The following is a 13,712-nucleotide window of genomic DNA, read 5'->3' as shown; positions in this document are numbered from 1 at the left end:
TGAAAGACCACATCAGGGAATTGATGGAAAAAAGCCAATTGAAATGATAAATCCGTTACCGAAATAAGTAACTTTTACAATTTCGACGAAGGAGAAATCCTCGCGAGAAGCTCGACAAAGATTGGGTTTTCGTTGCGGAGTTTCTTAAGGAGATTTCTCCTTCGTCGAAATGACAACATTGCGGAATCTGGAATTTAAGTCTTAGCGATAGCGAAGAGGCGAAGCCATTTTAGTATTGAAATTTCCTAATGGGAATTTGGAATTTAAAAATTTTGGAATTTAAAAAATGTATTACGTATTTAACGATTTATTTTTCCCACCCGTTTCAGAAGCCGATGAAGAAGGAATTTTGGCTATTGGAGGAGACTTACACCCGGAAAGACTGAAACTGGCCTATAAAAGCGGAATTTTCCCTTGGTTCAATGAAGGAGAGCCAATTTTATGGTGGTCACCGGATCCCAGAATGGTTTTGTTTCTGGATGAATTGATCGTATCAAAAAGTATGCGTAATATTTTGAATAGAAAGCAGTTTAAAGTTACTTTTAATCAAAATTTTGTGGATGTGATTTCGAATTGCCAAAACATAAAACGTGAGGGGCAGGACGGAACCTGGATTTCAAACGAAATGATCAATGCCTATTGTAAATTAAACGAACAGGGTATTGCAAAATCTGTTGAGGTTTGGCAGGATGAGGCTTTGGTAGGAGGTTTGTACGGTATCGATTTGGGTCATGTTTTTTGTGGAGAAAGCATGTTTTCAAAAGTATCAAATGCTTCAAAAGTAGCTTTCATAGCTTTGGTGAATTATTTAAAAGAAGGAAACTACAAACTTCTGGATTGTCAGGTTCATAATCCGCATTTAGAAAGTTTAGGTTGTCGTGAGATTGATCGTGAAGAGTTTATATCTATTTTAAAAAAGGAATAAAATGAGTGCAGTTCATATTGTAAAAGAGCTTTATATCTATCCTGTAAAAAGTCTGGCAGGAATAAATTGTCAAAGCGCTTATGCCGAAGAAATGGGTTTTGAAAACGACCGCAGATGGATGCTTGTTGATGCTGAAAACAAGATGCTGACACAAAGAGAATATCCCATCATGAGTCAGTTTTATCCTCAGATTTCAGAAGGTAAAATCAGTATTACATTTAAAGATCAGAATCATGATTTTTTAATCGGAGAACATTTAGATCAGCCCATTGCCGTTAAAGTGTGGGAGGATGACAGTGATGTTGTTGAGGTAAATAAAAATACTTCTACCTGGTTTAGCGAACATTTGGGTTTCGAATGTAAACTGGTTAAAATTATTAGAAAAGGAGATCGTAAACACGAAAGTTCAAAGCTAAAAGAAACCTTTAATGTTAGTTTAGCCGATGGTTATCCATATTTAATGATCGGAACCGAAAGTTTGGATTTTCTAAATGAAAAACTGGAAGACAAAATTACCATTTTGCGATTCCGTCCTAACATTGTAATCAGCAGCCAAAAGGCTCATGAGGAAGATGATTTTGTTGCTTTTAAAATCGGCGAAGTACAATTTAGAAATATTAAACCCTGCGGAAGATGCATTATGGTGAATAATGATCCGCAAAAAGGCGTTGTAAAAAAAGAACCATTAAAGACTTTAAGTAAATATAGAAATGTAAATAATTCTGTCTTATTCGGAACCAATATTGTAAGCCTGAACTCAGGGCTTATCAATGTCGGAGATGAGATTGTTTTTTAAAAGTTAAGTTTCATAAAGTTCCAGTTTATCGTATTAAAAAGTACTAACTCATTGTTTAGGGTTGGCAAATCCAAAATCAATTTAAGAGTTTCATGCGCCATCATTGTGCCAATAATTCCGGGTAGAGTACCTAAAACACCATTTAGATTACAATTCGGAACGTCTTTTGGATCTGGCATTTCGGGGAATAAATCGCGTAAATTTTTACTGCCCTTATGATTGAAAACAGCAACTTGTCCTTCAAACTTTAAAATACTGCCATAAACTAAAGTTTTTTGCAAAGCCACACAAGTATCGTTAACCAGATAGCGGGTTGTAAAATTGTCTGAACCATCTACTATAATGTCATATTGCTCAATAATTTGGATAGCATTTTCCGGAGTTAATTTTTCAACAATAGCTTTCGCTTTTATTAATGGATTTAGTTCTGAGACCACTTCTTTTGCAACAAGAGCTTTGAGTTTACCAATTTCATTTTCGGTATATAAAATTTGTCGGTGAAGATTATGAATTTCGATAGTGTCAAAATCCATAATGCCAATGCAACCAACTCCGGCTGTGGCAATATATTGTAGAATTGGGCAGCCTAAACCACCAGCGCCAATCACTAAAACTCTGGCTTTTTTGAGTTTTTCCTGACCTTCATCGCCGATTTCGGGAAGAATAGTTTGTCTGTTGTAGCGGAGAAATTCTTGTATAATGCTCATTTTGGAATTTTAGATTTTAGATTGTTGATTTTAGATTGTTGGAATTTGGAATTTGAATATTGAAATTTCTTTAACAGTAACTTTTGTCCCAGTCTTTCCAGACAGGTTCATAACCTGAATTGGTTATAATTTGTGCAATTTCTTTAGCAGAACGTTCATCGCTAATCTCAAATTGTTCCAGTGATTGCGGATCGACAACATAACCACCGGGATTGGTTTTCGATCCTGCACTCATGCTTGTAACGCCAATTGGTATAATATTATTTCTGAACCTCTCATTTTCACGTGTAGAAATCGAAATTTCCAGATCTTCATTCCACAAACGATAGGCGCAAATCAACTGTGTCAGATCTTTATCATCCATAATAAAATTTGGTTCGATAATGCCTTCTGCTGGTCGAAGTCTTGGAAAAGAAACCGAATACTTGGTCTGCCAGTATTTCTTTTGCAGATAATCCAGATGCAATGCATTAAAAAAACTATCCGTTCGCCAATCTTCCAAGCCTAGCAAAACACCTAGTCCCATCTTATGAATTCCTGCAGTTCCAATTCGGTCAGGAGTTTCCAGTCTATAGTCGAAGTTTGATTTTTTACCTTTTGTATGGTATTTTTTATAGACATCCTGATGGTAGGTTTCCTGATATACCAAAACAGAATAAACACCAGCCTGATGTAAACGTTCGTAGTCTTCAGTAGAAAGCGGCTGGACTTCGACGGAGATGATTGAAAATTCTTTTCTGATTAAGGCAATGGCATTTAAAAAATAATTAATGTTTACCGTATAATTTGCTTCGCCAGTAACGAGTAAAACGTGGTCAAAACCAATATCTTTTAAAGCTTCGACCTCAAGTCTGATCTCAGCATCAGAAAGAGTTTTTCGTTTGATTTTATTGTCTAAACTAAATCCGCAGTAGGTACATATGTTCTGGCATTCGTTGCTTAGATAGAGCGGTGCATACATTTGAATGGTTTTGCCAAAGCGTTTTTTGGTGATTTCATGGCATTTCTGGGCCATTTGCTCCAGGTACTTTTGTGCAACAGGTGAAATTAAAACCAAAAAATCATCGAGATTTCGTTTGGATTTAGACAAAGTGCGTTCTACCTCTTTTGATGTGGTTTGGTATATTTTAGATTGAATAGTATTCCAATCATAATTCTCAAAAACTGATTTGAATGTTTTCATAGTTTTTAACCGCAAAGTGCGCGGAGATTTACGCAAGGTTTGCAAAGCTTTGCGTTCTTAGCGCTTTTCTTTGCGAACTTTGCGGTTAAATTGTTTAGTCTACTCATATAAAAAAGAGGTCAAAGGACTGGAAGCCAAAGCATGATTTTGTTGAGGAGCAATTTTAGCTTCAAAGGCTTTTCGGCCGGCAATAACCGCTTCTTTAAAGGCCTCTGCCATTAGTTTCGGATTTCCGGCTACGGCAATAGCAGTATTCACTAAAACAGCATCAGCACCAATTTCCATCGCTTTTGCAGCGTCAGACGGTGATCCGATTCCGGCGTCGACTATTACCGGAACATTGCTTTGTTCGATTATAATTTCAAGAAAATCGATCGTTTTTAAACCTTTATTGCTTCCAATAGGAGAGCCTAAAGGCATAACGGCTGTTGTTCCTGCACTCTCCAGATGTTTGCATAAAACGGGATCGGCATGAATGTAGGGCAGAATAAAAAAGCCAAGTTTGGCCAGTTCCTCTGTCGCTTTTAAAGTTTCTATAGGATCGGGCATCAGGTATTTCGGATCTGGGTGAATCTCGAGCTTCAACCAGTTCGTTTCTAGTGCTTCTCTCGCTAATTGTGCTGCAAAAACGGCTTCTTTAGCATTACGTGCCCCCGATGTGTTGGGTAATAAATGAATGTTCGGATGATTTAAATGCGTTAAAATAGCATCCGTTTCGGTCTCGAGATCGATACGTTTTAGAGCCACGGTTACCAACTCGCTTCCCGATGCCAAAATAGCCTCTTCCATTTCCAGGTTTGAACCAAATTTCCCTGTTCCTAAAAACAAGCGGGAGGTTAAAGTTTTATCTCCTATGTTAAACAATGACGTTTGCATATAACTTTTCGTTTAGTTGTTGAATGAGTTTTCCTTTTTGATCACTTTTTGTAATCATGCCCGAGACTGCAATTCCATGAATACCAGTTTCCATTAAGGGGGCGATATCGTTTGGCGTTATTCCTCCAATGGCATAGACTGGGATTTCAAGTTTATTCCTTTTTAGATCCTGTATAATTTTAAAATAACCCGATAAACCCAGAATCGGACTTAGTTTTTCTTTGGTTGTTGTAAAACGAAAGGGCCCCAAACCAATATAATCACAGCCATTTTTAATATGGTTTTCAATGTCTTCAAAAGTGTTGGCAGTTGCTCCTATGATTTTGGTATTGCCCAGTATGGCTCTTGCTTCGTCAATTTTCATGTCTGAAAGTCCTAAATGAACTCCGTCTGCCGCAATTTGTTGGGCGAGATACAGGTTATCGTTCACAATAAAATTCGCCAGATACTCTTCGCATAAAAATTTTACAGCTTCAGCCAAAGCAAAAGAGTCTTTTTCAGTTTGATTTTTAAAACGCAGCTGTACCCAATCGCATCCGGCATCTAAAGCTTCATGGATATTATACAGTTGTTCTTCTATTGTTTCTCCTTGTGAGATGTATTGCAATTTATGATACATAATGATGTCCGATTAAAGTTGAAGTGGAATTCAGATATTTTTCTATGTAGATCTTAGCATTCCTGCAGGCTTCTTTTAAAGGTTGATTCCATGCAAGATTTGAGGTAATTGCGGCTGATAATACGCAGCCTGAACCGTGTTTCTCAAAGCATTTTTTATCAGAAGGCAGCAGATCGGTAATTTCGTCTTTCAGAAACAAACGATCGGTTCCGGTTGTCGAAGGATGATGTCCGCCTTTTAATAAAATGTTCGTGGGAATTTCATTTTGAAGCCCGGGTTGATTAGTGGTAAAACCAGGAAATAATAATTCGATTTCGTTGTAATTAGGCGTAATCAAATCAATTTTGGATAAAATTTCGTTTAAATCGAAACGATCGTCAAGGCTTGTAAATTCAAATTGAGTAGTTGATTTTAAAACCGTATCCCAAACGATTAAAGTGTCAGGTGATAGTTGTTTTATTACCGAAAGAATCTGGTTCAGATAATTTAAGGATGGGACAATCCCAATTTTAACAGCGCTGATTTTATACCGTTTGAAAAAGGTTTCGACAGAACGAATTATAAAATTCAAATGGGTCCATTGAATTTCTATAAATTCATTTTCAGTTTGAATGGTATTCGCGGTTAAAATCGCAAAACCGGTTACTTGATGCTGTTCAAATGTTTTGATGTCTGCCAAAACACCGGCACCACCTGAGGGATCAAAGCCGGCTATTGAAAGTGCGATTGGACGATTTGCTGACATAATTTGAATTGTTTTACGGGGTTTTCATTTTTCCAGATACTTCCTAAAAGTGCGACATCATCAAAACCATTTTCGTGTGTTTTTTGGATGTTTTCGGCATTCATTCCTCCTAAAGCGACCAGTTTTGTTTTGTAGTTTGTTCTTGACTTTAAAGCTTCAAAAAGGTTAGTCTTTGGGAGGTAATCTTCTTTGGAAATACTTTTAAAAACAGGACTTAAGAAAGCATAGTCAAACGCTGATGATAAGGAATTGAAATCTTCAATTGAATGGGTTGATGTCGAAAATGTCTTTCGATTCATATCAATTGAAACACTGTTTTTTCTTTCTTTTTCTGAAAAGTGAATCTTAGTAATTTCAAAGTCTTCCGCCAAAATGTGATGACTGTGTAAGACTAAATGGCTTCGATATTCAGGTTTTATCTGCTGAATGAACCGAGCCATTTCAATTTCAGAAAAATCAGGCTTCCGAATATGAAGCAAAGCCAATCCTTCTTCAAATAAGGAATGAACAATGTATGTTTCATTTTTAATTGGGGAAGGATTGGTAATTACGATCATATATTTTTCTCTTTGTTTTATATTCTTTCTTCTATTTTCTTCACTAACTACATTAGATATAAATCTCTTTCCCCTGCTCAATAAACTCTTCCGATTTTTCCTGCATGCCTTTTTCAGCAGCAGCTACGTCACGAATTTCCTGAGAAATCTTCATGGAACAGAATTTAGGACCACACATCGAACAGAAATGGGCGACTTTTGCACCGTCAGCAGGAAGGGTTTCATCATGAAACTCTCTTGCAGTATCTGGATCGAGTGATAAGTTGAACTGATCTTCCCAGCGGAATTCAAAACGAGCTTTGCTCAAGGCATTGTCGCGGTATTGTGCTCCCGGATGGCCTTTAGCCAGATCGGCGGCATGTGCGGAGATTTTATAGGTGATCACACCATCTTTTACATCTTTTTTATTAGGTAAGCCGAGGTGTTCCTTTGGAGTAACATAACATAGCATCGCACAACCATACCAGCCAATCATTGCTGCTCCAATGGCAGAGGTAATGTGATCGTAACCCGGTGCAATGTCCGTTGTTAGAGGGCCTAAAGTATAAAAAGGAGCTTCATGACAATGTTCCAGTTGTTTGTCCATATTTTCTTTAATCATGTGCATCGGGACGTGACCTGGACCTTCAATGAAAACCTGAACATCGTGTTTCCAGGCAATTTTAGTTAATTCTCCTAAGGTCTCTAGTTCTGCAAATTGAGCTGCATCGTTAGCATCTGCAATAGAACCCGGACGTAAACCATCTCCTAGAGAAAAAGCAACATCATATTGCTTCATGATTGCACAGATCTCTTCAAAATGAGTGTATAAGAAGTTTTCTTTATGATGAAACAAGCACCATTTTGCCATGATAGATCCGCCACGAGAAACAATTCCGGTAACCCTGTCGGCTGTTAAATGAATGTAGCGTAACAGTACTCCGGCGTGAATCGTAAAATAAGAAACACCTTGCTCAGCCTGTTCAATTAAAGTGTCACGAAAAACTTCCCAGGTTAAATCTTCGGCAATTCCTTTTACTTTTTCTAAAGCCTGATAAATCGGAACCGTACCAATTGGAACGGGAGAGTTACGGATAATCCACTCTCGGGTTTCGTGAATGTTTTTACCTGTTGATAAGTCCATAATAGTATCTGCACCCCAACGGCAAGCCCAGACTGCTTTCTCTACTTCTTCTTCAATACTCGAAGTCACGGCGCTATTGCCAATGTTAGCGTTTATCTTAACCAGAAAGTTGCGACCAACTATCATAGGCTCACTTTCAGGATGATTAATGTTGTTAGGGATAATGGCTCTTCCGCAAGCTACTTCGCTGCGAACAAATTCGGGAGTGATTTTGCTTTTGGGAGTATTGGCTCCAAAACTATGACCACCATGCTGGCATTGCATGGCTTTGGTTTGTTCGTTTAGAAGTTCTATTCGTTGATTTTCACGAATAGCAATATATTCCATTTCAGGAGTGATAATGCCTTGTTTGGCATAATACAATTGTGTCACGTTGGCTCCGTTTTTGGCTCTTTTGGGCTGATGCAAATATTCAAATCGAAGATGATTTAAACTTTCGTCTTTCAATCGGCTTTGTCCATAATCAGAAGTGATTTCACTTAGAATTTCGACATCATTACGATCTAAAATCCATTGCTCTCTTAATCTCGGGAGTCCTTTTCGAATGTCAATTTCAATTTTGGGATCGGTATATGGACCGGAAGTGTCATAAACCGTTACGGGAGGATTTTTTTCGATTCCGCCGTTTGAAAGTTTAGTGTCGCTCAGCAGAACCTCGCGCATGGCCACCTTGATAGGATGGATTTCACCACTTACATACACTTTTTGGGAGTTAGGAAATGGAGTTCTGGAAATTTGTTCTTCTGTAGTCATAGCTTGTAGTTGTATTTTGTGAGATGTGAAATGTAAGATGTGAAATTTAATTGTCGATTGTAGAGGGGCATGGTAGTGCGTCTACTTCTTGCTTGACAATTGGAATTTGGAATTTGAAATTTGAAAAATTGGAATTTTATCCCCCCTGTGTGGCAGAAATAATTAGAATTTCGTCAGTTTCGGATACAAGCTGTTGGTTCCAGTTGGTTCTTGGAACAACATTATTGTTAATGGCAACGGCAATTCCGTTTTGTTTGTTGGGAATTTCGAGATCGAGCAATGACTGAATGCTTAACGATTCAGCATTGAATTGTTTAATTTGTTGGTTGATTTTTAGTTCCATTCCTTTTGAGTTTAGTATGTAGTTATACTTTAGGAATGGCTACAATTGCGCATAAAAATGCGCGCAGAAGTCATCTTACTTTTCCCTACGCTAGTGTGAGCTAGATCAGGTTCAGAGGGTAAAATCTCAGCCTACAAGTTGTAGACACCCCTAAAGTGTGAAGCAAATGTAATGATTTTTTTAAAGTTTTCAGTCTCAGTTTTCAGTTTTCAGTCTTTAGCTTAAAAAATTAAGCTCTAAAAAGTGAAAACCGAGACTGCAACTGCGGCTATTTCCTTTTTCGGGTAAAGCAATCTTCGACATGATCGTTAACCATTCCGGTGGCCTGCATATGGGCATAAATCACGGTTGAGCCAACGAATTTGAAGCCGCGTTTTTTCAAATCATTGCTAATTTCGTCTGAAAGAGGAGTAGTGGAAGGAACATCTTTTAAGGTTTTTGGATTGTTGTCGATCGGATTTCCGTTGGTAAACTTCCAAATATAGTCAGAAAAAGTGCCGAACTCTTCTTGTACTTTCAGGAATGCCTGTGCGTTTGAAATGGTAGCACGAATTTTAAGTTTGTTTCGAACAATTCCGGTATCCTGCAATAGAGATTCTATTTTTTCTTCCGGATACTGAGCAATTTTTTTATAATCGAAATGATCGAAGGCGGTTCTGAAATTTTCTCTTTTATTCAAAATTGTAATCCAGCTTAGACCAGCCTGAAAGGTTTCCAGGATTAAAAATTCGAATATAGACGGATCATCATAAATGGGAACACCCCATTCTTCGTCGTGGTATTTTTTATATAAATCGCTGGAAGAACACCAGCCGCATCTTATCAGATTTTCGTTCACCATTATTTTTTATGTTTGGGATTTTTGTGTGCCGGATCTTCGTCTAAGTATTTCTTAATCAAATGATGTCCTGCGTAAATCGCCGGAGTTAGTAAAACAGCAACAGACAGTTTAAAAATGTAACCCGTTAAACCGGATGAGATGAAAGTATCAAAATCAATTTTTCCGGGTAACCAGAAAGCAATTCCTAGTACAATAAAAGAATCGAATAATTGCGAGATTACGGTTGATCCTGTGGTTCTAAGCCATATTTTTCGTTCTCCGGTGCGTCTTTTGAAAAACCAAAAGATCCAGACATCAATTAGTTGAGAGGCCATAAAAGCGATTAAACTACCGACAATGATCCACATACTTTGTCCAAAAACGGCCCGAAACTGTTCGTCGTTAACAGGGCTGATTCCTTTGGCTGCCGGAATTACAATGGCCATAAATAAAATCAGAAAGGCATAAGCAATCAAACAAGCGGTTATGAAGGATAACTTTTTTACCCCTTTTTCACCAAAATACTCATTGATCAAATCAGTTGTTAAAAAGACAATAGGCCATGGTAAAATACCAATGCTCATGACAAACGGTCCAATCTGAATTAATTTTCCTCCAATAAGTTCGGCCACAACAGCATTTGTTATAAAGATGCCGGCCAGAATTACAAAAACAATTTCTCTGCGGGTTTTAAACATGTGATTTGGTTAATGATGTTTCAAATTTAAACTATTTCTCTATAACTTTTTAGACGAATATTTAAATTAAAGGGTAGTTTTTAGAGGACTTCAAAGTTAAAATTTTTAAATGAATACTGATTTTTAGTTACATTTGGAACAATAAACTATTTAAAACAAATCAACGATAATGAAAAAATTAATGACAATTTTTCTCATGGGAACAACCTTACTTGCGGCTAACGCACAGACTAATCCGGACAATCCGTTGGTGCAACAATGGACAGGTCCTTATGGTGGGGTTCCTGCTTTTAATGAGTATAAGGTTTCGCAGTTTAAACCTGCTTTTCAATTTGCAATTCAGGAAAAACTAAGCGAAATTGATGCTATTACGAACAATCCGAAAGCACCAACTTTTGAAAATACAATTGCAGCTTTAGAGCGTTCGGGTAAAACAATTTCCAGAATTTATAGTGTTTACGGGATTTATGGTTCTACTTTAAGTACACCTGAATTTAACACTGTTGAAACAGAAATGTCTCCGAAATTATCTGAATTTGCAGATCAGATTGTTCAGAACAAAAAATTATTCGCAAGAATTGAAGCTTTGTATAATTCAAAGGAAAGCAAGAAACTTACCAGTGAACAACAGCGTTTGATTTGGTTATATTATACTGATTTTGTTCGTGAAGGTGCAAAACTTAATGATATTGATAAAGGGAAAGTAGCGAAAATCAACCAGGAACTGGCTAGTCTTTTTACTAAATTTAGTCAGAATCTATTGGCTGAGGAGCGCAATCAATACGTAGCTTTAAAAACAGAAAGTGATTTTGACGGTTTACCAACTGAAGTAAAAAATGCCGCTATTGCCGAAGCAAAAAACAGAAAGTTAGATGTATTGGGCTGTGTGGCTAATACACGTTCGTCTATCGAACCATTTTTGACTTTCTCGACTCGTAGGGATTTAAGAGAAAAAGCATTTGATATTTTTGTAAAACGCGGAGATAACGGTAATGCAAATGACAACAATGCTACTTTGGTTTCTATTTTGCAATTGCGTACAAAGAAAGCTAATTTGTTAGGATTTCCAACTTTTGCTGATTGGAGTTTGTCTAATAAAATGGCAAAAGATCCTAAGAAGACATTAGCTTTAATGGAGTCTGTGTGGAAGCCTGCTGTAGAGAAAGTGCATCAGGATGTCGCTGAAATGCAGAAAATTGTTGACGCAGAAGGAGGTAAATTTAAAATTCAGCCTTGGGATTATCGTTATTATGCTGAAAAAGTTAGAAAGGCAAAATATGATTTAGATCAAAATGAAGTTAAACCGTATTTGCAATTAGAGAACTTACGTGAAGGAATGTTCTGGGTTGCCGGAGAATTATTCAATTTAAGTTTCAAGCAAATTACGAATGTTCCGGTTTATCATCCTGACGTACGTGTTTGGGAGGTAAGTAATAAAGTTACGGGTAAAGTGGTAGGTTTGTGGTATTTTGATCCTTATGCACGTGCAGGAAAGCGTTCAGGAGCATGGATGAATGCGTATCGTGATCAGCAGAGAATGGACGGGGAAGTTTTGACCATTGTGTCTAATAACTGTAACTTCATAAAAGGAGGCGAAAATGAACCGATTTTAATCTCATGGGAAGATGCTACGACTTTGTTTCATGAATTTGGACACGCGCTTCACGGATTGTGTTCTAATGTAACCTATCCAAGTTTATCAGGTACAAATGTAGCTAGGGATTATGTAGAGTTCCCGTCTCAATTGTTAGAGCACTGGTTGGCTACTCCAGAAGTGTTAAATAAGTTTGCTTTACATTATAAAACAAATCAGCCATTGCCTCAGGCTCTTGTAGAAAGAATCGAGAAAGCGGCTAATTTTAATGAAGGTTTTTCAACTGTAGAAACAATTTCGAGTTCTTTAATTGATATGAAACTTCATTTGTCAACGACTACTATTGATCCTCATAAATTTGAGAAAGAGACTTTAGATGCGCTTCACATGCCATCAGAAATTGTAATGCGTCACAGAATTCCTCAATTCGGACACATTTTCTCAGGTGACGGGTATTCAGCAGGATATTACAGTTATTTGTGGGCTGATGTGATCAATGCAGATGCTTATGAGGCTTTTACAGAAGGAAAAGGACCTTATGATAAGGTAGTAGCAAAACGTTTGTATGATACTATTTTTAGTGTTGGAAATACAATCGATCAGGAGAAAGCGTATGAGAACTTTAGAGGAAGAGCTCCTAAATCTGATGCTTTAATGCGTGCCAGAAATTTTCCGATCAAGAAGTAAGTAGTTAGATGTGAAATGTGAAATGTAAAATGTGAGATGGAATTAGAAGAAAACTTGAGATTTGCGAAATAATCGAGTTGCTCTGAAGATGAAATAGATTCAGGGCACTATTTTAACTTCTTCATATTTTACATCTCACAAATAACATTTCACAAATAAATATTCCGCATAAAAAAAAGCCCGAATAAATTAATATTCGGGCTTTTTAAATATTGAAATAATATATTAACCTAAAGTAACTCTTTTGAAACCTGTAATTTCAACGTTGAATCCTTTAACGTAATCACCAACTTTTTTACTATCATCTTTGATAAAGTTTTGATCTAACAAAGCTTTCTCTTGATCTAAAGTAGTATTGTCAGAGATAAAACGTTGAACTTTTCCTGGGATAATTTTGTCCCAAATTTGCTCTGGTTTACCTTCAGCTTTTAATTCAGCTTTAGCATCTTCTTCAGCTTGTTTTAAAACTTCTTCAGTTAATTGAGAGAAAGAGATGTATTTAGGAACATTTTTTAAAGTTTTTCCTAAACGTTTTGCTTCTTCATTGTCTTTTTCGATTACAGCAATACGAGCAGCAAGCTCAGATTCAACGAAAGCAGGATCAAAATCTTTGTAAGATAATGTATCAGCTCCCATAGAAGCAACTTGCATAGAAACATCTTTAGTTAAAACTTCAGCGTTAGGAATTGCAGCAGAAATTGCAGTTAATGCAGCAATTTTGTTAACGTGAACATAAGATCCAACAAAAGCACCTTCTAAAATTTCAAAACCACCGATTTCGATTTTTTCTCCAATAACTCCAGTTTGCTCGATTAATTTTTCAGCAACAGTAATTCCGTTGAAATCTGAAGCTAAAAATTCTTCTTTAGAAGAGAAGTTAATAGCTTTTTCAACTAATTCTTTAGCTAAAGTTACGAAAGCCTCATTTTTACCTACGAAATCAGTTTCGCAGTTTAAAGTGATGATAGCTCCTTTAGTATTGTCAGCATTGATAAAAGAAACAGCAGCTCCTTCAGAAGACTCACGGTCAGAACGGTTAGCAGCAACTTTTTGTCCTTTTTCTCTAAGGACTTGTATAGCTTTATCGAAATCTCCGTCAGCCTCAACTAAAGCTTTTTTACAGTCCATCATTCCGGCACCTGTAGATTGTCTTAATTTATTTACGTCTGCAGCAGTAATTGTTGCCATAATATTTTGAATTTTAATGTTAAAAGTAAAAATTCCATCTTTTAAATTCTAAACTCCAATTTTATTAAATTATCAACATAACGTTTTTAATTTGTGTT

The 13,712-nt window shown here is 36.8% G+C and carries 14 protein-coding genes and 1 riboswitch; of the genes, 3 read left to right on the top strand and 11 right to left on the bottom strand.

Annotated features, from left to right (window positions below):
* Positions 1-286 precede the first annotated feature (286 nt).
* Together aat and FLA105534_RS00820 are read left to right on the top strand one after the other, a co-directional pair.
* A complete protein-coding gene (gene aat / locus FLA105534_RS00825) occupies positions 287-925 on the top strand; it encodes a leucyl/phenylalanyl-tRNA--protein transferase (RefSeq protein WP_173964148.1) in 639 nt (212 codons plus the stop codon).
* 1 nt (position 926) lies between these two features.
* Positions 927-1,721, top strand: a complete 795-nt coding sequence (locus tag FLA105534_RS00820; RefSeq protein ID WP_173964147.1) for an MOSC domain-containing protein — start codon at positions 927-929, stop codon at positions 1,719-1,721.
* Here the strand turns inward: FLA105534_RS00820 and FLA105534_RS00815 are convergent.
* The 10 genes from FLA105534_RS00815 to FLA105534_RS00770 all read right to left on the bottom strand — a co-directional run bounded on the left by FLA105534_RS00815 (position 1,718) and on the right by FLA105534_RS00770 (position 10,145).
* A complete protein-coding gene (locus FLA105534_RS00815) occupies positions 1,718-2,428 on the bottom strand; it encodes a HesA/MoeB/ThiF family protein (protein ID WP_173964146.1) in 711 nt (236 codons plus the stop codon). The genes FLA105534_RS00820 and FLA105534_RS00815 overlap by 4 nt on opposite strands.
* Before the next feature lie 70 nt (positions 2,429-2,498).
* Positions 2,499-3,611 (bottom strand): 2-iminoacetate synthase ThiH, encoded by a 1,113-nt coding sequence (thiH, locus tag FLA105534_RS00810; protein WP_173964145.1) that lies wholly within the window; start codon positions 3,609-3,611, stop codon positions 2,499-2,501.
* Positions 3,612-3,710: 99 nt separating this feature from the next.
* Positions 3,711-4,487 carry a thiazole synthase gene (locus FLA105534_RS00805; RefSeq protein ID WP_317168131.1) on the bottom strand — a complete coding sequence of 259 codons (777 nt, stop codon included), beginning with the start codon at positions 4,485-4,487 and terminating at the stop codon, positions 3,711-3,713.
* Positions 4,468-5,106, bottom strand: a complete 639-nt coding sequence (locus FLA105534_RS00800) for a thiamine phosphate synthase (protein ID WP_173964144.1) — start codon at positions 5,104-5,106, stop codon at positions 4,468-4,470. The genes FLA105534_RS00805 and FLA105534_RS00800 overlap by 20 nt, the downstream gene beginning before the upstream one ends.
* Positions 5,096-5,851, bottom strand: coding sequence for a hydroxymethylpyrimidine/phosphomethylpyrimidine kinase (locus tag FLA105534_RS00795; protein WP_173964143.1), 756 nt, complete (start codon positions 5,849-5,851; stop codon positions 5,096-5,098). The genes FLA105534_RS00800 and FLA105534_RS00795 overlap by 11 nt, the downstream gene beginning before the upstream one ends.
* Positions 5,818-6,408 (bottom strand): thiamine phosphate synthase, encoded by a 591-nt coding sequence (locus FLA105534_RS00790; protein ID WP_173964142.1) that lies wholly within the window; start codon positions 6,406-6,408, stop codon positions 5,818-5,820. Before FLA105534_RS00790 ends, FLA105534_RS00795 begins: the two co-directional genes overlap by 34 nt.
* A gap of 52 nt (positions 6,409-6,460) precedes the next feature.
* Positions 6,461-8,284, bottom strand: a complete 1,824-nt coding sequence (gene thiC, locus FLA105534_RS00785; RefSeq protein WP_173964141.1) for a phosphomethylpyrimidine synthase ThiC — start codon at positions 8,282-8,284, stop codon at positions 6,461-6,463.
* A 136-nt stretch (positions 8,285-8,420) separates the two neighbouring features.
* On the bottom strand, positions 8,421-8,627 hold the full coding sequence (thiS, locus tag FLA105534_RS00780; protein ID WP_173964140.1) for a sulfur carrier protein ThiS: 207 nt from the start codon (positions 8,625-8,627) through the stop codon (positions 8,421-8,423).
* A gap of 65 nt (positions 8,628-8,692) precedes the next feature.
* Positions 8,693-8,789, bottom strand: a riboswitch (TPP riboswitch).
* Between the two features lie 106 nt (positions 8,790-8,895).
* Positions 8,896-9,468, bottom strand: a complete 573-nt coding sequence (locus FLA105534_RS00775; RefSeq protein WP_173964139.1) for a DNA-3-methyladenine glycosylase I — start codon at positions 9,466-9,468, stop codon at positions 8,896-8,898.
* A complete protein-coding gene (locus tag FLA105534_RS00770) occupies positions 9,468-10,145 on the bottom strand; it encodes a queuosine precursor transporter (protein ID WP_173964138.1) in 678 nt (225 codons plus the stop codon). Before FLA105534_RS00770 ends, FLA105534_RS00775 begins: the two co-directional genes overlap by 1 nt.
* A gap of 169 nt (positions 10,146-10,314) precedes the next feature.
* Here FLA105534_RS00770 and FLA105534_RS00765 point away from each other — a divergent pair, with 169 nt between their 5' ends.
* Positions 10,315-12,426 carry a M3 family metallopeptidase gene (locus FLA105534_RS00765; RefSeq protein ID WP_173964137.1) on the top strand — a complete coding sequence of 704 codons (2,112 nt, stop codon included), beginning with the start codon at positions 10,315-10,317 and terminating at the stop codon, positions 12,424-12,426.
* 225 nt (positions 12,427-12,651) lie between these two features.
* Here FLA105534_RS00765 and tsf read toward each other — a convergent pair whose 3' ends face one another.
* On the bottom strand, positions 12,652-13,614 hold the full coding sequence (tsf, locus tag FLA105534_RS00760; protein WP_173964136.1) for a translation elongation factor Ts: 963 nt from the start codon (positions 13,612-13,614) through the stop codon (positions 12,652-12,654).
* Between the last annotated feature and the right edge of the window lie 98 nt (positions 13,615-13,712).

The sequence above is a fragment of the Flavobacterium collinsii genome, from assembly GCF_902804485.1.
In the GTDB taxonomy this organism is placed as follows: Bacteria; Bacteroidota; Bacteroidia; order Flavobacteriales; family Flavobacteriaceae; genus Flavobacterium; species Flavobacterium collinsii.
This window is presented reverse-complemented; position numbering and strand designations above follow the sequence as displayed.

Excerpts from the sequence above, each read along its gene's own strand:
- FLA105534_RS00805 (WP_317168131.1), bottom strand. The coding sequence starts at position 4,487 with ATGCAAACGTCATTGTTTAACATAGGAGATAAAACTTTAACCTCCCGC.
- FLA105534_RS00770 (WP_173964138.1), bottom strand. The coding sequence starts at position 10,145 with ATGTTTAAAACCCGCAGAGAAATTGTTTTTGTAATTCTGGCCGGCATC.
- FLA105534_RS00800 (WP_173964144.1), bottom strand. The coding sequence starts at position 5,106 with ATGTATCATAAATTGCAATACATCTCACAAGGAGAAACAATAGAAGAA.
- thiC (WP_173964141.1), bottom strand. The coding sequence starts at position 8,284 with ATGACTACAGAAGAACAAATTTCCAGAACTCCATTTCCTAACTCCCAA.
- FLA105534_RS00775 (WP_173964139.1), bottom strand. The coding sequence starts at position 9,468 with ATGGTGAACGAAAATCTGATAAGATGCGGCTGGTGTTCTTCCAGCGAT.
- aat (WP_173964148.1), top strand. The coding sequence starts at position 287 with ATGTATTACGTATTTAACGATTTATTTTTCCCACCCGTTTCAGAAGCC.
- tsf (WP_173964136.1), bottom strand. The coding sequence starts at position 13,614 with ATGGCAACAATTACTGCTGCAGACGTAAATAAATTAAGACAATCTACA.
- thiH (WP_173964145.1), bottom strand. The coding sequence starts at position 3,611 with ATGAAAACATTCAAATCAGTTTTTGAGAATTATGATTGGAATACTATT.
- FLA105534_RS00790 (WP_173964142.1), bottom strand. The coding sequence starts at position 6,408 with ATGATCGTAATTACCAATCCTTCCCCAATTAAAAATGAAACATACATT.
- FLA105534_RS00815 (WP_173964146.1), bottom strand. The coding sequence starts at position 2,428 with ATGAGCATTATACAAGAATTTCTCCGCTACAACAGACAAACTATTCTT.
- thiS (WP_173964140.1), bottom strand. The coding sequence starts at position 8,627 with ATGGAACTAAAAATCAACCAACAAATTAAACAATTCAATGCTGAATCG.
- FLA105534_RS00820 (WP_173964147.1), top strand. The coding sequence starts at position 927 with ATGAGTGCAGTTCATATTGTAAAAGAGCTTTATATCTATCCTGTAAAA.
- FLA105534_RS00795 (WP_173964143.1), bottom strand. The coding sequence starts at position 5,851 with ATGTCAGCAAATCGTCCAATCGCACTTTCAATAGCCGGCTTTGATCCC.
- FLA105534_RS00765 (WP_173964137.1), top strand. The coding sequence starts at position 10,315 with ATGAAAAAATTAATGACAATTTTTCTCATGGGAACAACCTTACTTGCG.